Annotated in this window: 11 protein-coding genes; 3 read left to right on the top strand and 8 right to left on the bottom strand. The window is 33.1% G+C overall.

Going from position 1 to position 22,001, the window contains the following annotated elements:
- Positions 1 to 60: 60 nt before the first annotated feature.
- From O6P34_RS07085 to O6P34_RS07060, 6 genes are all read right to left on the bottom strand, one after another.
- Positions 61 to 1,797 (bottom strand): cellulase family glycosylhydrolase, encoded by a 1,737-nt coding sequence (locus O6P34_RS07085; RefSeq protein ID WP_269686621.1) that lies wholly within the window; start codon positions 1,795 to 1,797, stop codon positions 61 to 63.
- Positions 1,798 to 1,817: 20 nt separating this feature from the next.
- Positions 1,818 to 3,275, bottom strand: a complete 1,458-nt coding sequence (locus tag O6P34_RS07080) for a glycoside hydrolase family 30 protein (protein WP_269686620.1) — start codon at positions 3,273 to 3,275, stop codon at positions 1,818 to 1,820.
- A 23-nt stretch (positions 3,276 to 3,298) separates the two neighbouring features.
- Complete coding sequence (locus O6P34_RS07075) at positions 3,299 to 4,747, bottom strand: glycoside hydrolase family 30 protein (RefSeq protein ID WP_269686619.1); 1,449 nt, start codon at positions 4,745 to 4,747, stop codon at positions 3,299 to 3,301.
- Between the two features lie 4 nt (positions 4,748 to 4,751).
- Positions 4,752 to 5,597, bottom strand: coding sequence for an endonuclease/exonuclease/phosphatase family protein (locus O6P34_RS07070; protein WP_269686618.1), 846 nt, complete (start codon positions 5,595 to 5,597; stop codon positions 4,752 to 4,754).
- A 337-nt stretch (positions 5,598 to 5,934) separates the two neighbouring features.
- Positions 5,935 to 7,386, bottom strand: a complete 1,452-nt coding sequence (locus tag O6P34_RS07065; protein WP_269686617.1) for a RagB/SusD family nutrient uptake outer membrane protein — start codon at positions 7,384 to 7,386, stop codon at positions 5,935 to 5,937.
- A 26-nt stretch (positions 7,387 to 7,412) separates the two neighbouring features.
- Positions 7,413 to 10,403, bottom strand: coding sequence for a SusC/RagA family TonB-linked outer membrane protein (locus O6P34_RS07060; protein ID WP_269686616.1), 2,991 nt, complete (start codon positions 10,401 to 10,403; stop codon positions 7,413 to 7,415).
- Between the two features lie 333 nt (positions 10,404 to 10,736).
- On the opposite strand from O6P34_RS07060, the gene O6P34_RS07055 reads away from it, so the two are divergent.
- Entirely contained in the window at positions 10,737 to 13,610 is a 2,874-nt protein-coding gene (locus tag O6P34_RS07055) for a triple tyrosine motif-containing protein (RefSeq protein ID WP_349293444.1), read from the top strand.
- Between the two features lie 53 nt (positions 13,611 to 13,663).
- On the opposite strand, the gene O6P34_RS07050 is transcribed toward O6P34_RS07055, so the two are convergent.
- On the bottom strand, positions 13,664 to 14,950 hold the full coding sequence (locus O6P34_RS07050; protein ID WP_269686615.1) for a UDP-N-acetylmuramoyl-tripeptide--D-alanyl-D-alanine ligase: 1,287 nt from the start codon (positions 14,948 to 14,950) through the stop codon (positions 13,664 to 13,666).
- 65 nt (positions 14,951 to 15,015) lie between these two features.
- Positions 15,016 to 16,695, bottom strand: a complete 1,680-nt coding sequence (gene gldJ, locus O6P34_RS07045) for a gliding motility lipoprotein GldJ (protein WP_269686614.1) — start codon at positions 16,693 to 16,695, stop codon at positions 15,016 to 15,018.
- 211 nt (positions 16,696 to 16,906) lie between these two features.
- On the opposite strand from gldJ, the gene porU reads away from it, so the two are divergent.
- Both porU and porV read left to right on the top strand, forming a co-directional pair.
- Positions 16,907 to 20,737: a type IX secretion system sortase PorU gene (porU, locus tag O6P34_RS07040; protein WP_269686613.1), complete on the top strand. Its 3,831-nt coding sequence runs from the start codon at positions 16,907 to 16,909 to the stop codon at positions 20,735 to 20,737.
- 38 nt (positions 20,738 to 20,775) lie between these two features.
- A complete protein-coding gene (gene porV / locus O6P34_RS07035) occupies positions 20,776 to 21,942 on the top strand; it encodes a type IX secretion system outer membrane channel protein PorV (protein WP_269686612.1) in 1,167 nt (388 codons plus the stop codon).
- Positions 21,943 to 22,001: the final 59 nt, after the last annotated feature.

Genomic DNA, 22,001 nt, shown 5'->3' with positions numbered 1-22,001 from the left:
TATATATTTTTATTATTTTATAAACAAACCATTATATGTTGTAAAGAAAACAAAATAATTTTATTTTCTTGAATTTCTAAATTCCATATAGTTTAAATTGAAATTCCCTTTTTCGAAATGCACTTTGATTTTATGGATTCCAGGTTTCAAAATTACCTTTTTTAGAATAACGGTTTTCCAATTATTTAATCCACCCGAAGAAGGAATTGTAATGCTTTTAGAAAGTCTTCCTTTTTTATCTTCTAAGTAAAGTTTTCCTTCTGCAACATTACTTGCATAACGAATAGCAACATCAAAAGTAGTTTGCTTTTCTACATCAACCGTGTATTGCAACCACTCCCCGTCTTCGATATAAGCTACATGAAATCCGTTGGTGGTTGTGTCATTACACAATTCGATATCAACACCATCATTTCTCATGAATCCGCCTTTGTTCCATTTAGTAAATTTAGTGCCGTCATAATTAGCAATATCTTTATCCCAATAAGCATATCCGTTCTGTCCTAAATCATATTCGGCAGCATAAATTTTACCAGGAAGCGGATGGTCTTTGTATTTTTTGGTTTCATTTGTTTGCACTTGTCTGAACATGGCATCAATCACATCATATCTGATAGTCAGGTGCTCCATTTTATAGTCCTCAGCAATCTGCATTAGTGTTTTTTTGGCAAAATCAGTATTTGGTTTTTCGCCTTGGTTTTGCCAATATTTCAATAATTTATCGTAGTCCGGTGTTTTTGTAACCGAAGTAACTCCGGCTAAATTTTCAATCTTTTTCATTGGCCAAAAAGCCCAACCAATATTATTAGATTCCATTAAAGAAATGGCTTGCTCAAACCACACATTAGAATTTTCACCACTTTCGCCCAACCAAATTGGTACATTGTATCGGGTTCTGTAATCTAACATATTTTGAATAGAAGCGGTACCATTAGTATTCCAATATTTGTGAAAACTTAAGGCCATATTTTCATCCCACAACGGAAACATCCCATTATAATTATTACCCCAACAATTGCCTTCGATAAAAATCAAATGGTTTTTATCTACCTCTCGTATTGCATTTGTAATTCGAACTTGCAGAGCTTTCAAAGGCGCATTAGACGTTTCGTCGCAGCCGTTTTGATTCGTTCCTGTAAAATTCCAATTGGGCTCATTGATAATATCATAGGCTCCAATCCAAGGATTATCTTTATAACGTTCTGCTAACTTTTTCCATAATGCAACCATTTTATCTTGATTTGCAGCACTCTCCCAGAGCGATGGTTTTGAATCATCATAGTCAGATATTGCAGCATCTTTTCCTTGACCACCGGGAGCTGCATGCAAGTCTAATATCAAATAGATATTGTTATCGGCGCACCAACTTAATAGATCATCAGTCATTTTGAAACCTTCTTCAAGCCAGGTAATTTCGCCTTCTTTTTCGGTTTCGAGAGATGGTGTATATAAATTGTAATGCATTGGCAAACGAATTGAATTGAATCCCCAAGCTGCTAATGAATCTATGTCTCTTTTGGTAATTCCGTTTGCTTTATAGGCCTGATAGAATTCTTCGGTGTTTTTGGCACCAATTACATCAGTAATCTTTTGTTTAATTTTATGTTGCGGACCGGCAAAAGCACCTGTTTGCAGCATGTAGCCTTCCTGAACCATCCAACCACCTAGTCCTAAACCTCTTAAAACTATATTTTTCCCATTACCATCAATAATATTTTGACCATCACGGTGTAAAAATCCTTGACCGAAAGTTGAAATTGACAGTAAAACAAATACAATTAAAAGTAGTTTTTTCATAATGTATGCTCTTTTTACGTTTAATATACCAATGTCTGAATTCCATGAGCCGGAATGGTTACTACTGTTTTTTCTGAGGCTATAATCAAATTGTAAGTTACACTTTTGCTACTTTGATTCATCACTACCGTTACCATTTTACCATCTGTATTCAGGAATGAAGTGCTTAACAAACTGCTTCTGCTTACCGCTGAACTCACTCGTTTAGCATTGGGACGGATGAATTTTGAAAAATGACCAATATAATAATAACTTGGTGTGTAAATTAATTCCCCTGAATTGGTATCCATATGAATTGGTGCAAAACAAAAATTACCCACATGATTTGGACCACCATTTTGGTCCAATAAAACATTCCAATCCGTCCAGCCCACAGTTCCGTTATTAAAATCATTAATCATTGAAGTTCCGTAACGTTCTCCATTTGCCCAAAATTGGTATTTCTTGGCATCAAATTTTTCGACACAACCTTCTGTAAATAATAAATTTTTAGTTGGATAAGCCTCATGTACTTTTCGAACATTATCAAACATTGGCATTCCTCCAGCCCAAGTTTCATACCAATGAAATCCCATTCCCCATGCATACTTTGACGCTTCTGGATCTGAGAAAATGGTATTGGCTCTTTGATTCATTAAATCACGATTATGATCCCAAACTACAATTTTTTTGTTCCCTAAACCTTCTTTTTTAAGTGTTGGTCCCAAGAAATTTTTCAAAAAATCTCTTTCTGCTTCAGCTGTATAAATACAAGATTCCCAAGTTTGAGTGGCCATAGGTTCATTTTGAATTGTGAGTCCCCAAATAGGCATTCCTTCTTTTTCGTATGCTTTGATAAATTTTGCATAATAATTAGCCCAAGATTGGTAATATTCCGGAAGCAAGGTACCTCCTCTTAGCATATTATTGGTACTTTTCATAAAAGCAGGCGGACTCCATGGTGACACATAAAGCAATAATTTTCCACCAGCCGTTTTTATCGCTTCTTTGAGCATCGGAATACGGTATTGTCTGTCATGGTCAATATTGAAAGTCTTCAATTCCTTATCCCCTTCTTTGATATAAGTATAGCTTCCACTACTAAAATCAGAACTATGGATTGTAGTTCTTAGCAATGAATAACCGATTCCTTTTTCTGGGTTATAATAGGCATTGATGAATTCTTGCTGTTTATCTTTGGATAATTTTGCATAAACCTCAGCACTGGCATCCGTTATTGCACCTCCAATTCCCATAAAGGATTGAAAGGTTTTTGTTGGTTCTACAAAAACGGAGATTTCTGTTTCTAACGGTTGTTTTGAAGCCGAAAAAACTAAATTATCTGTTGGTGTCAATCTTAATTTTGTACTGTCCGCTGTAGTATAAACGGTTACTTTTCTATCTTTTGTAGAAAATATTTTAGATTGTATTTTATTTTTTTGCTGGGAAAAAGCAAAAAGTGATAGCGCCAGAAATACTGCTGTTGTTATTTTTTTCATGATGTGTTTATTATATTATTTATTTACCAAATATAGGTTCCTACTGAACCTGCACCTAATGAAGTTGAAACCCAAACACCTTTGTGTTTAATATTAAAAGTTTGAGTAGTATTACCGTCATTTTCTACAATCAATACTTTTTTACCGGCAGGAGTTTTGAAAGCTACCGTATTTAAATTCCCAGAAATTGTGCTTGAAATCCTTACAGAACCTGTAGGAACAAATTTTGAAGCATGTCCCACAATATAATACCCTACATTTCTGGTAAAACTTTCACTACTGTTTATAGTCAATGCCCCTTTACAAGTAGTACAACCTCCTGGGGTATGAGGACCAAAAGTACCATCATTGGCCAAATTCCATTCTAATGCTGTTTTACTCCAATTACGCATCGAACCTATAATAACATTTTTTATATGCCATTTCAAATCCCCATCAAAACTTCCTGTAGAAGCGGTATATTGCTCGGTAAAATAGATGTTTTTATTAGGAAAAGCTGAGTGTACTGTTGATAAAGCGCTTATGTCTCCTTCATATAAGTGAAATGCTGAGCCATCAACATATGGGTATGCTTCAGCATCATTTAATATTGCTATTGGATATTCCGGTTTATTACAATTGTGATCATAAACAACAATTTTAACGGTACTATTCACTGCCTTAAAAGCAGGTCCTAAATGATTCTTTATAAAATCTGCTTGTTGCTCTGCCAACATTAACATACTTGGATTATTTCCCGGATGCAAAGGTTCATTTTGTGGTGTAATCGCATCAATAGTAATTCCTTCTTCTTTCATCTTTTGAATGTACTTGACAAAATATTGTGCGTATACACTATAATATTCCGGTTTTAGACTTCCACCAATAAAATTTGCATTGTCTTTCATCCAAACTGGCGGAGACCATGGGGTTGCCATAATTTTAATATTGGGATTAATCGCTACAATTTGTTTTAACATTGGTATCAGATTATTCTTGTCTGGTGCCAAACTAAACTGCTCCAGATTGACATCAGTTTGTCCGATTGGTAAATCATTATAAGTAAATGGAGTGGCATTTAAATCTGAAGCTCCAATGCTAATTCGCAAATAACTTATGCCTATTGCGTTTTCATCTGCACCAAATAATTCTTGTAACAACTCTTGTTTTTTTGTAGCATTCAATTGGTTTATGACTTCAGCGCTTCCTCCGGTGAGCGTAAAACCAAATCCGTCAACAGTTTGAAAAGTTTGTGTATCATCTACTTCAATATTTGTGTACACATTTTTATCTGAACCAAATGCTAAAACAGAAGATTGCTTTTGAAGACGAGAGGATTGGTCTCCTTTGGTCAACCAAAAATCAACTTGATTGGTAACTACTGGAGTTGTAGGCTTCTGTTTTACAGGATCAGTAGCAGGCGAACATTGGACTAAAATGACTGATAAAACAGCAATAAGAAAAACCTTTGTACTATTATTTTTATTTTTCATATTTTTATTTAAAATTAATTTCAATGTAAACCGGAAAATGATCCGATGGGTAATGTAAATTTTTTGAATCGGTTAAAATAGCATATTTTTTTACTTTTATACCATTTTCTTTAGAAACAAAAATGTAATCGATTAACTTGGTAACCGGTTCGTTATAATTAAAATTATTAAAAGTTCCGGATGGTCCAAAAGGTTTTTCATGGGACACTTCGCGGCTATCATTCATTATTTTTTTTAATGACAAAATTCTGTCTTCGTTAGGTTCCGAATTAAAATCTCCCATAAAAAACACCGGATATCCTTTTGTATTTAAGGTTTTAATTTTTGAAACTATCAGTTCAATTCCTTTGGTTCTTGCTTCTTCCCCCATGTGATCCAGATGCGTATTAAAAACCCAAAACATTTTTTTTGTTTTCAACTCTTTAAAAAGCGCATAGGTACAAACCCTGTTGAAGGCGGCATCCCATCCTTTAGAAATTTGATTTGGGGTCTCAGAAAGCCAGAATGTATTGCTTTCTTGTATCGAAAATCGTTCTTTTTTATAATAAATATTGGAAGATTCCCCTTTGCCAAGGCCTTCTCTTCCTATACCGACATTCTTGTATTCTGGTAAAGCATTTTCAATATCAATTACCTGATTGGGTTTTGCCTCTTGGACTCCAAAAATATCTGGTCCATAGAACTGAATTTGGGAAGTACAAAAATCTTTTCGATGTGTCCAATCGTTTTCTGCGTCACTGGCTACATCAAGTCTAATATTGTAGGTCATTAATTTTAATTTTTGACCATAAGAGAACAAACTTATCAGGGCAAAAACTACAGAAATAATTCCTTGTTTTGATTTTTTCATTCTTTAAAATTACAATTAATATTCTTCATTGAAGCTTCTACCCAACTACAAATAGAAGCTCCTTATGAAGAACTAACTAAACAAACGCACTACCCAATATTTAAAAACTCTAATCTAAAATATTGAAAAAAAATAAAACGGTCTAAATTGTATGCAGATACATATATAACACGAGTAGTATACCTGATGTTGTATATCTATAAGTAACATTTCCATTTTTATCTCTTTAATTTCTTCGTTAAGACTTTATAAATGTTATCGTTATAAAATTAAGCTCAGGACTTTTTGATTGTCCCGAGCTTATTTTAGCATCTTATATTAAAGTGCTGATTTACTATTAGTATCCAGGATTTTGAGTTAATAGTGCATTAGCATCTAATTTATCTTGAGGAATAGGCCATAAAAGTCTATTTTGATTAATATTGGATGCAAAAGGTAAAACATTTCCATTACCGTCTTTTTGTTGAGATAATAATTGAATCGCTTTACCCATTCTTTTTAAATCAAACCAACGATCCCCTTCGAAAGCTAATTCCATTAATCGTTCTTCAAGAACTTTATCTACTGCATCAGATTGAGTTGAAGCGCTAATTGAAGCAATTCCAGCTCTAGCCCTAACTTGATTTACTAATGACATAGCACCAGAAACATCACCAGTACTTACTAAAGCTTCAGCTTTCAATAATAAAATATCCGCTAAACGTGCAATATAGAAGTTTTGATTACCATTCGTATCTCTCATTTTAAAGGCAAAAGGATAATCTGCTGAAGCCCAATAATTGTCAGACCAAGTAACTTTTGCTCTGGTAACAGTAGATGCCAACCTTTGAGTATCGCCATTATTCGCAAAAGCTTCAACTAAAGTATGAGAAGGCGCATTGAATTTTTTCCAATCTGTTCCTAAAAACATGAAAGTGTTCCAAGCACCGATTGGACTGCCCCATCCGTCTCCATTAACTTCCCAGATTGATTCTGCATTTCCTTCGTGTGCACTGTCAAAAAGGTGATCAAAAGTTGGTAAAAGTGTATAACCACCTCCAATTACCACATCACAGTACTGATTTACTTTTGCCCAATCAGGATTTGGCATCGTAGCATATACTTTTGCAAGAAGAGCATTGGCCGCCATTTTGTTTGCCTTAAATTTGTTAGAAGCATCTGGTGCTTTTTCGATTGCAATTAAACAATCGGCAATGATTTGTGCATATACTTCGGCAACTGGTTTTCTTGCTGGAAATAGTGCGTCAAATGCTTCATCAAAATTCTCGCTTGAAATTGAAAAGATTGCTTCTTTTGCAATTGGGCAATCACCCCATAATTGGACTGCTTGAAAATGATTTAAAGCTCTTATCAACGAAGCTTCACCAATCATTTCATTTTTTCGGGTTGCGCTTAAATCTGTTGCTTGATTAACATAATTAATCACGATATTACAAGTGTTTATGTTGTTGTACAGATCATTCCAATCGCCTTTCATTTGGGAATTAGTAGACAACATTTCATAGGTTTCATATTGAAATATTGCAGGGTTGTCTGCGCCCATATAAGCGTTATCAGATTGTCCGTCTCCAGCCAATAAAAAATCCAATTGCCAATAACCGGAACCAAAAGTTCCATATACTGCATTCATTCTAGATTCGGCAGCAGCAGCATCTTTTATTACAATATCATTATTTAGTGAAGTTGCTTCTTCTGTAATCGGCTCTGTATCTAAATAATCTGAACAGGATGTTAAAAACAACATCATCAATGCCGAGAATATTTTTAAATAATTTTTAAATAATTTCATAATTATATAGTATTTATATTTTAGTATTAAAAATTGGCTTTTAGTCCAAAAACAAATGTTTTAACTTGAGGATATGTTCCTAAATCAATGCCTTGACCAATACCTGTAGCATTATTAAAAGCTCCAACTTCTGGGTCAAATCCTTTATAATTAGTTATTGTATATAAGTTTTGTCCTGTTACATATACTTTTATTGAATTTAATTTCAATTTTTCCAATTTAAATTGATACCCTAATGTAACGGCTTTCAATCGGATATAAGAGCCATCTTCTACAAATCGGTCAGAAACGTGTAAAGCATTCGAGTCATTAGCTTTTGGAACATCTGTAATTTGACCTGGAGTAGTCCATCTGTTTATTACTTCCGTGGATTGATTGTTATAATTATTCATCAACGTTAAATCCATTCTTGAAGCATTGAAAACATCTCCACCTTGTGAACCCGTAATTAAAGCATCTAAACTAAATCCTTTGTAGCTAAAATCATTACTGAAACCAAATGTGTATTTTGGATTAGGATTTCCTATGTTAGTTCTATCATCAGTAGTAACTTTTCCGTCTCCATTAATATCTTTGTACAATAATGTACCAGTAGTGGAATCAACTTTATCCACTTTATAACCGTAGAAGCTTCCTAAAGCACTTCCTTCTGTTAATAGAATTACACTTTCTCCAACTGAAGTTAAATTTTGAAACGGTAATTTTTTAAGTAACCCTAATTTAACTACTTTATTATCATTAAATGAAATATTAAAACTAGAATTCCATTTAAAATCACCTGTAAAATTTCTTGTATTTAAACCTAATTCCAATCCTTTATTATCAATCTCTCCAGCATTATAATAATATGGCTCTGTGAAACCTGGGAAATAAATTATTTGAAGCAAGTCTTTTGTATTCTTTTTATATAAATCTGCTACAAATCTTATTCTATTTTCAAATAATCCTAAATCTACCCCTAAGTTAATATCAGTAGTTGTTTCCCATTTCAAATCAGGGTTCCCTATTTGATCTAATGTTGTAGCATTTGTCAAAGGGTTTGTATAATTTAAATCAAAGCTTGAATAGGCTGGTAATCCTGATAAATTACCTGTTTTTCCCCAACCACCTCTAAGTTTTAATTCACTTATAGTACTTACATCTTTCAAGAAATTTTCATTAGAAACAATCCAAGCGGCAGAAACTGCCGGAAAAAATCCCCATTTATGATTAGATGCCAATTGAGATGCTCCACTTTCTCTAAATACACCATTCAAAATGTATTTGTTTTTAATATTGTAGGTTGCTCTACCAAAATAAGAAAGGCTTCTTACTTCATTTTCTCTACTTTCGAAAGATTTATTTTCGGCAGCATTAATATCATAACTAGTTTGGTCTACAGAAAAACCAGTTCCAGAATTGGCTTCTTTAGTATAATTATTTTTCTGCATTGACATACCTCCTAATACATTTAATTCTGAATCATCAAATTTCAATGTATAGTTTAAAGTATTTTCAAAATTCCAATTATTATTATTATCTACCGTATTACTCCCTCTTCCTTTGTCAGAATCAGGGTTGTCATCTCCATTTCTTCCCCAAACATTACTATATGGATCTACAAACTGAACGTTATTTGATCTTGTCAAATCAAAAGATACCATTGGCTTCCAAACCAAATTACTCAAAATATTAACATCAAAACTAACACTGCTCAAATATCTGTTTACAGCTGTTGTATTCTTTCTTGACAATAATGAAACTGGATTTTCCCATCCTGATTGATAGGGGTTTTCTGCATATTGACCATCTTTATATCCATCTTTATAAGACCCATCTGTATTTGTTTCTCTAATATTTAATTGAGAACCCCAAATAGGTAAAAATGAAGGTGTCACTAAAGCACTCATAACTGCACCACCTTGTCCTACACTATTATTATCACTAATATAAGAACCATCCGATTGAATAACATTCATGCTTACATCTGCTTTCAACCATGAAGTAAGAGTAGCATTCATATTTATTTTCCCAGAAAACCGGTTATATTTTGATGGATTTATTATTCCCTCTACCACTTGGTATCCTAAAGCTCCGTAGAATTTTACTTTATCAGTACCTCCAGCATATGAAAAATTATAATTTTGATCAATACCAGTTCTCAAAATTTCATCTTGCCAATTCGTATTTATTCCTGCATATTTTGCATCATTAGCAGTTGTTAAATAACTTGGATTAATTTCATTTATTAATGTTTTATAATCTGTTAAATTTAAAACATCTACATTGCTTACAGCTTTTGATAAACCTAGATAAGAACTAAATTGAAAATCATTTTTATTTGATTTTCCTTTTTTGGTTGTAATAACTACCACACCAGATGAGCCGTTAACACCATATATAGCTGTTGCAGTAGCATCTTTTAAAATGGATAAATCCACAATATCTTCTGTATTTATACCAGAAATATCTTTAGTCTGGATTCCATCAACAACATATAAAGGTGAGTTTTCAGAATTTATAGAACTAAGTCCTCTAATCCTTACATCAAAACTTGCTCCAGGTTTCCCGGAAGTTTGAACAACATTTACACCTGCAGCATTACCTTGTATGGCTTGAGCAACAGATAAAATAGGACGATTTTCAAACACATCCGACTTGACTGTAGAAACTGCATTAGTTAAATTTTTCTTCTTTTGAGTTCCATAACCTACATTGACTATAACCTCTTGTAAGGATTGTGTCTCTGCACGAAGTTTAACATTAATATTAGTTCTTCCGTTAATAGGCTCCTGAACAGAAGTATATCCCAAATAACTAAATACTAAAGTACCGTTTGAAGCAGCCTTTATTTCAAAATTTCCATCAAAGTCCGAAGATGCTCCCTTGGTAGTCCCTTTAATTAGAATGATTACTCCCGGAATGGGTAATCCGCTCTCGTCTATTACTTTCCCTTTTATGGAAACATCTTGTGCTTGCCCATAAACTGAGAATAGAACAGATAAAAAACAAAAAATAAGTAATTTTGATAATTTCATTTTTCTAAAATTTTGGTTAATTAATTAGTAATTTAATGCAATGATAGAATTATTATTTCACTTTTAGCATTAAAAATTCCTTACAAAAACACATCAAACTTTATTTTTAAGCTTTACAAAAACACATCAAATAAATTTTAATAAATTGATTAACAATATTTTAATTTTAAATTTATGTTATAAACGAAAACGTTTTTTTTAAAAACAAACCCTACATTCCTAAAAAACGAGTAATTTAGCTTTCGAAATTAATTTTTAAATAAAAAAAGAGGAAATTCTAGTAATCTTTGCTTAAACAAAAACGTTTTCGCTTACAAATCAAACTATTACATTTTGAACTTAATTATGCGTCATTTAAAATTAAACATTCTAATATTATTGTTATTTACAACACCTTTTTTAGGTCAAGTAAAAAACATTGGACTTCCTGAAATAAGAAATTATAAAAGAACGGACTATAAAGGAGGCACCCAAAACTGGAATATTGATCAAGATCAAAACGGAAATTTATATTTTGCCAATAACAATGGTTTATTCCAATTTGACGGATCAGCATGGCGTAAATATCCTTTGCCCAATTCTCCAGATACTCGATGTGTAAAAATTGACTCTTCCGGAAAAATTTTCATAGGAGGTTACAGCGAATTTGGATACTTCAAAACAAATTCAAAAGGAAAACTAGAATACGTTTCCCTATCAAAAATGGTGAACAAAAAAAAGATAATTGATTTTATTTGGAAAATACACCTGTTCAAAAACGAAGTTATCTTTCAGTCATTTGCACGAATCTACATTTATAAAAACAATAAACTAAAAATAGTTGAAGCACCCAATCGATTCCAATTCTCCTTTCAGGTAAAAAACCATCTTTACCTACAAGACATTTCTGCAGGAATAGTCGAATATAAAAATGGTAAATTATACCCGCTAAAAGGAACAACAGCTTTCAATAATACCGAAATTTGGGGTATGTTTCCTTTACCTGAAAACAAACTACTTATTGCTACTCTAAACAAAGGGCTTTTTGTATATAATCATGAAAAAGCAATTCCTTGGAATACAGAAGCAAATACTTTTATCAAGAAAAACAGCTCACTGGGAGGTGTAACCATCAAAGACAAATTTATTGTATTAAATTCTGTTTTGAATGGAATTATTATTTGTGACACCAATGGAAAAATAATTCAACACATTAACCATAAAAAAGGACTTCAGAACAACACAGTACTAACCTCTTTTTTAGATAATAAAAATAATCTCTGGCTTGGTCTTGACAATGGTATTGCTTTTATAAATGAAAATTCACCTTTCACTTACTTTGGTTTCAGTTACGACATTAGTACGGTATATGCCTCTGTGGTTCATAAAGGAAATTTGTATGTCGCCACCAATCAAGGTGTTTTTTACCATGTATGGAACACGCCTTTCAGAGAAGATAATTTTTCTTTAGTAGAAGGAACAACCGGTCAGGCGTGGAATATTCAGGTGATTGACGGGCAATTAATTTGCGGGAATAACAATGGTGCTCTGATAATTGAGAACAACCGTTCCGTTAAAACCCTTGATAGCAGAGGTTACTTTGGTTTCAAAAAAATCCCAAATCAACCTAATCTCATTATTGGTTCTAATTACAATGGTTTTGCTGTTTTTGAAAAAGGAGCAAATGGCTTGAAATTCCGAAATCAAATCGCCGGTTTTGATAAACCATCTAGCTCTTTCGAAATGGATAACTCTTATTTATGGTTAAAAAAGGATGATTTAATTTATCAAATGGATATTTCAGGAGATTTAAAAAAATTCAACACTATAAAAACATACTCAAACCTATCTAATACAGTTAAAGGGATTGGCAGCATTCAAACTCTAAATAATACTGTTTATTTCCAAACGAACAATCGTTTCTATAAATACTCTCAAGATCAGGATTTATTTTTTGAAGACAAAACAACAACAACATTGTTTAAAAATATCCCGAAAATATATTCTTTATCACAGGATTCAGCAGGAAATATTTGGTATATTTTTAAAGAATCATTAGGAGTTTTATCAAAAACTACCGATGGAAAATACAAAAATATTTTGGCCCCTTTTTCGAGTTTAACTGGTAATTTAGTCAACAATTACATGTCTATTAACACCATTGACCCAAAGAATATGTTTATTGGATTAACAGATGGATTAGCTCATTATGATTCTAAACTGTTGAAAAATTCTGTTGAAAAACCAACTGCATTCATACGAAGTTTTTCATTTCCAGGCGACACCTTAATCTTTGGCAATAGCCAAAACAAAATTGAATCACAAAAAATCCCTTATAAATCAAATAGAGTAAAGTTCACTTTTTCTTCTCCCAGCTATGAAAACTTAGACAATATTGAGTTTTCATATCAATTAGAAGGTTTTGATGACAGATGGAGCAACTGGTCCCCTATTGCTATAAAAGAGTATACAAACTTAAGAGAGGGTGATTATAAAATGAGTTTAAAAGCAAGAAACAGCTATGGAATTCAATCCGATGCAACTCAGGTTCTTTTTACAATTTCACCACCTTGGTACAGACATTTTATAGCCTATTTATGTTACTTAATACTTATTATAGTAACTACACATTACATTCGAAGACGAATAAAAATGAAGATCCGAAAAAACAAATATTACGAAACTATAGAACAAAGAAGGCTTTATTTAGAAAGAGAGTCAAAAATTAGACAAGAACAATATGATTTAGAAAAAGAAATCGAACGGTTAAAAAGTGACAAACTCCAAATTAAAATCCTATCAAAAGATAAAGAACTAGTTAACAACACGCTACAAGTAGTAAAAAAGAATAAAATCCTAAATGGAATTATTCATAAACTCAAAGACATTAATGTAGACTCTTTTGATGAATCGACTAAATTTCAATTTAACAAGCTCAACAAAAGCATTGTAAAAGAAGTAAATACCGATAAAAGCTGGAAAGATTTAGAAAAACACATCAAGAACGTACACTTTGATTTCCTGAAAAGACTGAAAGAAAAATATCCGACAATTTCTCCTCGGGAACTGGATTTATCGACTTATTTATTAATGAATATGTCTACGAAAGAAATTGCAGAAATCATGAATATTTCGAATGGCGGTGTGGAATTAGCGCGTTATCGATTACGAAAAAAATTAAATCTGAACAAAAAAGAGAACCTTATTGGTTTTTTAATGAGTATTTAATACAAAAACGCCATCTTATCTAAGATGGCGTTTTTATTGCGCTTATTTTATTTTTATGACAAGAAATCTAATGTTCGTTCTAAAGCCATTCCTCTGGAACCCTTTATTAAAATAGTACTATTATCAATTTTTGTTTCTTTTAAATACGCCGAAAAAGACTCAAAATTCTCGTAAAAACTAAAATTATCTTTACTGATTTTATTCGCAAAAAAAGCAGCTCCCACAAAGTGACACACAACCTTTTCCTGATTTAAAAGCGAACTTACTATAGATTTATGCTCAACAGCACTTTCTTGTCCTAATTCGAACATATCCCCTAATATCATAATCTTATTAGGGTTTTCTAGCTGAACAAAATTCTCAATTGCAACCGCCATACTACTAGGATTCGCATTATAGGCGTCCAAAATAATTTGGTTAGTCCCTTTTGTCAAAAGTTGGGAGCGATTATTTTCCGGAATATAACTTTCCAGAGCTTGTTTAATCGCTGTGTCAGCAACATCAAAATACTTACCAATTGTAAGTGCGGCATTTATATTATTAGCGTTATACAGTCCAATTAAATGGGTTGAAATCGTCATGTCAGAATATGTAATTACGACAAAAGGATTGGCACTGACAGCAGAAATATTCACATTGGCTTCTGCTTTATTAACTCCAAAAGAATAGGATTGCAATGTTTTAGATTTCTCAACTTGAATGGGATCTTCTAAGTTTATAAATGCCTGTTTGTTGTTTTGCGAAAGGTAAAGATACATTTCACTTTTCCCTTCAATAACTCCTTCCACACCTCCAAAACCTTCTAAATGCGCTTTCCCAAAATTAGTTATATAGCCATAATCCGGTTTTGCTAATTCGCATAAAAATTCAATTTCTTTTTTGTGATTAGCACCCATTTCTACAATCCCAATTTCAGTTTCGGAATTAAAAGACAATAAAGTGAGAGGAACTCCAATATGATTATTCAAGTTCCCTACAGTTGCTTTTGTTTTATATTTTTTTGAAAGTACCACATGAATCAATTCTTTAGTTGTGGTTTTTCCGTTACTTCCCGTTAATGCAATTATTGGTAATTTCAAATATTCCCGATGAAATTTTGCTAACTGTTGTAATGCAATTAAACTGTCATCTACCAGAATCGTTCTTTGGTCAATATAATAATCATTATTGTCAATGATAACATATGCCGCTCCTTTTTCTAAAGCTTCTTTAGCAAAAGTATTCGCATCAAAATTTTCTCCTTTGATGGCGACAAATAAAGAGTCTGCTTCTATTTTACGAGTGTCAATCGAAACGGATTGACACTTCAAAAACAAACTATGAATGTAAGTAATATCCATACGAAAAGTGATTTAAAAAATAAAAGCCCTAATGAAAGGGCTTTTATTACAATTATATAAAAATATTAATTTCTTGCTGATCTTCTTTTATCAGCTTTTGGCCCTACTCTAGACATTGCACATCTAAATCCGATATAATCTGTAGCCATATCTTGTGGGAAGTATCTTCTTTGAGCTGGATCTAACCAATACGCTCTGTCTCTCCAAGATCCACCTTTATAAACACGAACCTCATCATTGATTAAAGTAGTTCTTTTACTTGACTTGTCGTATTTTCTAACCATTTTACCTAAACTATCTGTAGTAACATTGTGTTTAGGAGAATTGTACATAATCTTATCTTGTTTTTCATTAGCAGATTCTGAAGCTCCAAAATCATAATATCTGGATGATTGTTTATCACCATCTCTGTAGTTTACGTTGTCACTTTTGTCAAAATTTGTTCTTAAATAAGTTTCATTTTCATCAACTGGGACTTGTGCAATTTGGCCTGGAAAACTAGTTGCAACTTTTTTACCGTTACTTAAAGTTTTATAATTCATAGTTTCTTTAGTAACTATTTCTACTTTACCATCGGATCCAATTTTATTTTTGGTGTACTGATTTCCTCTAAAATAGTTAAAATCATTCGCTTCATTATCGATAATAGGTCTGTAAACATCTTGAACCCATTCTGCTACGTTACCTGCCATATCATATAAACCAAAATCATTTGCCGGATGTTTTTTAACAGCATCTGTAATATCAGCTCCATCATCAGACCAACCTGCAATTCCGCCGTAATCACCATTTCCTTGTTTGAAATTGGCTAATTGATCTCCTTTACTTTGTCTTTTACCGGAACGAGTATAATCTCCAGACCAAGGATATTTTTTCTGACCTTTATAGATGTTGTATTCTCTTTGACCTACATCAGCGGCAGCAGCATATTCCCATTCTGCTTCTGTTGGAAGTCTGTATTCAGGAAGAATAATTCCTGAAGAACGTTGTGCATATATATTTTTTGCTTCAACTACTTTACCATCTTTCCCGGCTTTTGGAGTTTTTCTTGCTCCTTTTTTTCCTTTCAAAACAATCTCTTCATTCCCACCATAAGCTAATGTTGGTGAATTCAAATAAGTTTCGGTATCAAAATTACTTTCTGCAGTTACCTCTAATGTTTTTGCATTCTTTTTAAGATATCCGTTTTTTTCCAAAAGAGCTTCATTTACACGTTGGGTCCTCCAATCGCTAAACTCAACTGCCTGAATCCAGTTTACCCCAACTACAGGATAATCCGCATATGACGGATGTCTCAAATAATTGTTTGTCATTGTTTCATTATACCCTAATCTGTTTCTCCAAACCAAAGTATCAGGAGAAGCGCCTTCATATATGTCTTTGTAATTTTCTTCTGTTGGAGGATATACTTTTTTTAACCAATCTAAATACTCTAAGTACATAAAGTTGGTTACTTCAGTTTCATCCATATAAAAAGACTGAACGTGTTGCTGAGTTGGCGTATTATTCCAATCATGCATTACATCATCCTGAACTTTACCCATAGTAAAAGTTCCACCTTCAACAAAAACCAAACCTGGTCCTGCTTCTTGCTTCTTATTTGAGCCCGCTTTTTTACTGTCTACATTCCATCCTGTAGCTCTGGAAGAGCCTTTTGAATTGGATTTTTTGCTACAACTTGCAAAACCTACAATCAACATCATTGACAACATCAATCGAAAGGCCATAATTTTGTTTACTTTCATACTCTTTGGTAGGTAATAATTTTTGGTGCCGCAATATAATAATTAACCATTAACTGCAACAACATTTTTTGAATAAATTTGCATAATCTGATTATAGAAAACCAATCACATTACACGAACGCAAATTTATACTTTTTATTATTTACTATTATACTAAATAATTTATTTTTACTCGCAGTAATAATTCGCGCTTAATCCCGTTAAAAAAACAATGAAAAAACTACTTTTAGTTTATTTAAGCCTGATTCCTTTTATTTCTTTTGCTCAAATTAAAGGAGATATTAGTATAGAATGGCTTGAAAAAAAAGAAATGGCTTTTGGCGATTTTAAGATGAACATTCCTCAGTTTTATGGGAATGCTTATGATTATGACCCTAATAAAAAAATGTTGTTTTATACCTTGAAACTTTCTGAATCGAATGCTTTCAATGAAAACAGCATACAAGTTACCAACATTGTTTATGAAACCATCACTATCGATCAACTTGGTGATTTAGCTTTAGAAAATATTCCAAAAAAAACTAACGAATCTTTAAAAACATACTTGTCCAGAGATGTAAAACAACTTTTTCTTACGCTTTCGCCAATACTAAAAGACGATTTTGGATACAAACGAATTAAATCTTTCTCTTATACAACAATTCCTAACACTTCCAGAATTTCTGAACCATTTAAGAGTACCGCTGCCCTGTCAAATTCTATTTTAGCATCGGGCGATTGGTATCGTTTTTACATCGAAAAATCAGGAGTTTATAAAATCTCCAGAAGCTTTTTACAACAATTAGGCCTTGACATCAACGGAATTAATCCACAAAAAATAAAAATTTACGGTAACGGAGGAAGAATGCTTCCTTTATTGAACAGTACCTATTACCCATCTGATCTGACCGAAAATGCCATTACTATAATAGGAGAAGAAGACGGAATTTTTAATAATGAGGATTACATCCTTTTTTACGCAGAAGGAATCGACACTTGGAACGAAGAAAGCCAAACGAACACCAACTTGTATGACACAAAATCCTATTATTATGTAACGGCACAAGGCGGTGATGGAAAAAGAATCGCAGAGATGACGCAACCTTCCGGAAGCAGTACTTTAACTTTATCTACTTTTGACGATCATCAATACCATGAATTAGACCTTGTAAATATTGCTCATTTAGGACGTCGTTGGTTTGGCGAATCATTTGATATTAACCAAGAACAAGATTTTGAATTTAACTTCCCGAATTTCGATACTTCAACGCCGGTTAAAATAATGATTACGGGAGCTTCTGCAGCCTTTACCCCAACATCTTTCGTAGCTTCCGCAAATGGACAAGAAGTAGGAACTTTATCCTTTTCAGCACTAAATCCGAATTCTGATGTAGAATTCAATTTAAGTTCATTACCCAACAACACCTCGTTTAATGGAGCTGAAAATATTAAAATAAAACTAACCTACAACAACAACGGCGTTCCGGGTTCTAAAGGATATTTAGATAACATCAGGCTTATCGCCAAAAGAAAATTACAAGGCTACGGAAAACAATTTCATTTTCAATACGACTTATCAAATTCAAGTTTGGAAATAGCCAATTATACTATTTCTAATGCTGCAGGAATCAACCAAATCTGGGATATTACTGATATTTACAACGTAACCAAAGTAGAAAATCAAAATCAGAGTTCTTTTTCATTCAAAGCAAATCTGGGAGAACTTAGAAAATACATTGCCCTTGACGCATCCGATTATTACATTCCTTTAAAAGAAAATAAATCTAAAATTACCAATCAAAATCTAAAAGGAACACTTTTTAAAAACGCAGCAGGCCAATTTCAAGACATTGATTATGTAATTATTTCTCCCGCTTTTTTAACAACACAAGCCGAAAAACTGGCTAATTTTCATCGTACGAACTCCAACCTGAACGTCAAAGTAATCACGCTCGAATCTATTTATCAAGAGTTTTCGTCTGGAAAACAAGATGTTTCGGCTATAAGAAATTGCGTCAAATACATTTACGAAAATGGATCTTCATCTGAAAAAAAACTAAAATATGTCAATCTATTTGGTGACGCTTCCTATGATTTTAAAAACAGAATACAAAATAACAGCAATATTGTTCCTATTTATCATTCTTTAAACAGTAATACATCAGGAGAAGCTTCTTTTGCGTCTGATGATTTCTTTGGATTAATGGATAGCAATGAAGGAAATATCATTTCTTATTTTGGAGGAATTGATATTGCAGTAGGTCGAATGCTGGTAAATGACAGCAAACAAGCCGATGAAATGGTCAACAAAGTCATCGAATATCATGATGCAAAATCTTATGGAAGCTGGAGAAATAACCTCGCAATAGTTTGTGACGATTCTGATATTGCTTCGGACGCATCTTTGCAAGACCGACAAAATAGTTTAGCCGACCTTATTACTGTAAAAAAACCATTTTTGAACGTCAATAAAATCATATTAGATTCTTATGTTCAGGAAGCTTCTGCCGGAGGTTCCAGATATCCGAAAGCGCGAACGGATTTCTTTAATGCTTTCGAAAAAGGGGCTTTAATCTTCAATTATTTAGGTCATGGCGGGGAAGATGGCTTATCGGCAGAACGAATTTGGGAAAAATCAGACGGACAAAATCTAAGCAATCAATATAAATATCCTTTATTTATAACAATCACCTGTGAATTCTCCCGTTTTGACAATCCATCCCGGCCAACCGCCGGAGAATATACGTATTGGAATCCAAAAGGCGGTGCAATCGCAATGATTACAACCATTCGTGCCATTGGACAATATAGCGCCGAAAATTTTAATGACTTACTTTCAAAAAATTTATTGTCCTACGATTCCAATCAATACACATCTATCGCGGAAGCTTTACGAATTTCCAAAAACAGTAATCCAAATTCGTCTACCAATGTCGTTTTTTATATTGGCGATCCTGCTTTAATGTTAGCCATAGCCAAACCCAAAATAAGACTTACAAAAGTAAATGACATTCCAGTTTCGCAACCTATTGATGATTTCAAATCATTGGCAAAAATGAAGTTGACGGGTGAAATAACAGATGAAAATAACAATTCATTACCTAATTATAATGGCGAAATCGCCACTGCTGTTTTTGACAAAACAATTTCAAGAACAACTTTAAACAATGACGGAAACAGCCCTGCAATACCGTTTACAACGCTTGGCGAAACTATTTTCAGAGGAAATGCATCGGTTACCAATGGCCAATTTGAATTCAGTTTTGTAGTTCCCAGAGATATTCGAGTTCCGGTAGCAAACGGAAAAATAAGCTTTTATGCTAAAAACAATCAGCAATTAGACAATCAAACGGGACATGATATAACTATAAAAGTAGGAGGGATAAACGAAAATGCCATCGCAGACAATATAAATCCAAGAGTGAAGTTATATATGAACGATGAAAATTTTGTTTCCGGCGGAACAACTAATGAATCTCCTTTTCTGGTAGCATTTCTTGAAGATGAAAGCGGCATAAATACAGCCAGCGGAATAGGTCATGATATTGTTGCTGTTTTAGACGGTGATGTGAGTAATCCTTTTATATTAAATGATTATTACCAAACCGATTTAGATGATTATACAAATGGAACACTTCGGTTTCCTTTGCGGAATTTAACAGTAGGATTACACACAATCACCTTCAAAGCTTGGGATGTGTACAATAATCCGATAACTGCCGAGATACAATTTATAGTCGTTGGAGATGACGGAATAACTTTGACACATGTCTTAAATTATCCCAATCCATTTGTTAGTTACACTGAATTTTGGTTTACACACAACAGGCCTTTTGAGCCTTTGGATGTTCAGGTTCAAGTAATTACAATAACCGGAAAAGTGGTTTGGACTAAAAATCAAATCATTACAACCGAAGGTTTTTTATCAAAAGAAATTACCTGGGACGGTAAAGATGATTTTGGAGACCGATTAGGAAAAGGCGTTTACGTATATAAACTAACCGTTAAATCAAGCCTGACCAACACTAAAAGTGAAAAGTTTGAAAAACTTGTAATACTTTAATATTATACTATATTTGTTTAATAAATCTCTTTTTTAGAATGAAGAAAATCCAATTACTTTTTGTCTTTTTATTTATTATTTCTTTGGCAAAAGCACAAGACCGAGTGATCACGACCGGAGTTCCTTTCTTATTAGTTGCTGCCGATGCAAGAGCTGCAGGTATGGCTGATATGGGTGTTGCAACCTCTGCCGATGCTTTTTCACAACAATGGAATCCTGCAAAATATGCATTTGCAATAGACAAACAAGGATTTTCTATAAGCTACACTCCTTACCTAACAGACTTAGTAAACGATATTTCATTAGGGCAAATAACCTACTATAATCGAATTAATGAAAAAAGTGCCTTTGCAGGAACCCTTCGTTATTTTGGATTAGGCGAAATTGAATTACGCGAAAATGCCTTTGACGATCCAAGGATAGTTTCTCCAAATGAGTTTTCATTTGACGGATCTTATTCCTTAAAATTAAGCGAAAAATTTTCGATGGCCGTAGCAGGAAGATATATTCGTTCAAACTTAAAAGTCGCTGCTGACAACAATGATGCTTCGGCTGCAAATTCATTTGCGGTAGATGTTGCTGGATTCTTTCAATCGGAAGAAATTGCTTATTCTGACTTTAACGGAAGATGGAGAGCGGGTTTTAACATTCAGAATTTAGGACCAAAAATCAGTTATGACAATTCAGAATTTAACAGCAATTTTTTACCGGCAAATTTAAAAATTGGAACCGGTTTTGATTTCATTTTTGATGATTTCAATAAAATAGCCGTAAATGTTGAATTCAACAAATTATTAGTTCCAACGCCACAAAGAGGAATTGATTTAAATGGAGATGGAATTGTTGATTCCGAAGATTCCACAATAGCAAAATCTGATTATGAATCTATCGGCTGGACTTCAGGAGTGCTAAAATCATTTGGTGATGCGCCAGACGGCATGAGCGAAGAATTAAAAGAATTCACCTACGCCTTAGGTGCTGAATATTTATACCAAGATTCATTTGCCATGCGCATGGGCTATTTTCATGAAAGCCCGGAAAAAGGAGCAAGACAATTTTTCTCCCTTGGAGCAGGCTTTAAATACACTACCATCAAAGTAGATGTTTCTTATTTGTTTTCAGCTTCTAAAGTAAAAAACCCTTTAGAAAACACACTTCGATTTTCATTGACCTTCAATTTTGGAGATAAATATGACGAATATTAATAAACACTAATTTATAGTATGAAAATCCAAATTTTGACAAACCAAAATTTGGATTTTTT

The organism is Flavobacterium lacustre, from assembly GCF_027474525.2.
Lineage (GTDB): Bacteria > Bacteroidota > Bacteroidia > Flavobacteriales > Flavobacteriaceae > Flavobacterium > Flavobacterium lacustre.
This window is presented reverse-complemented; position numbering and strand designations above follow the sequence as displayed.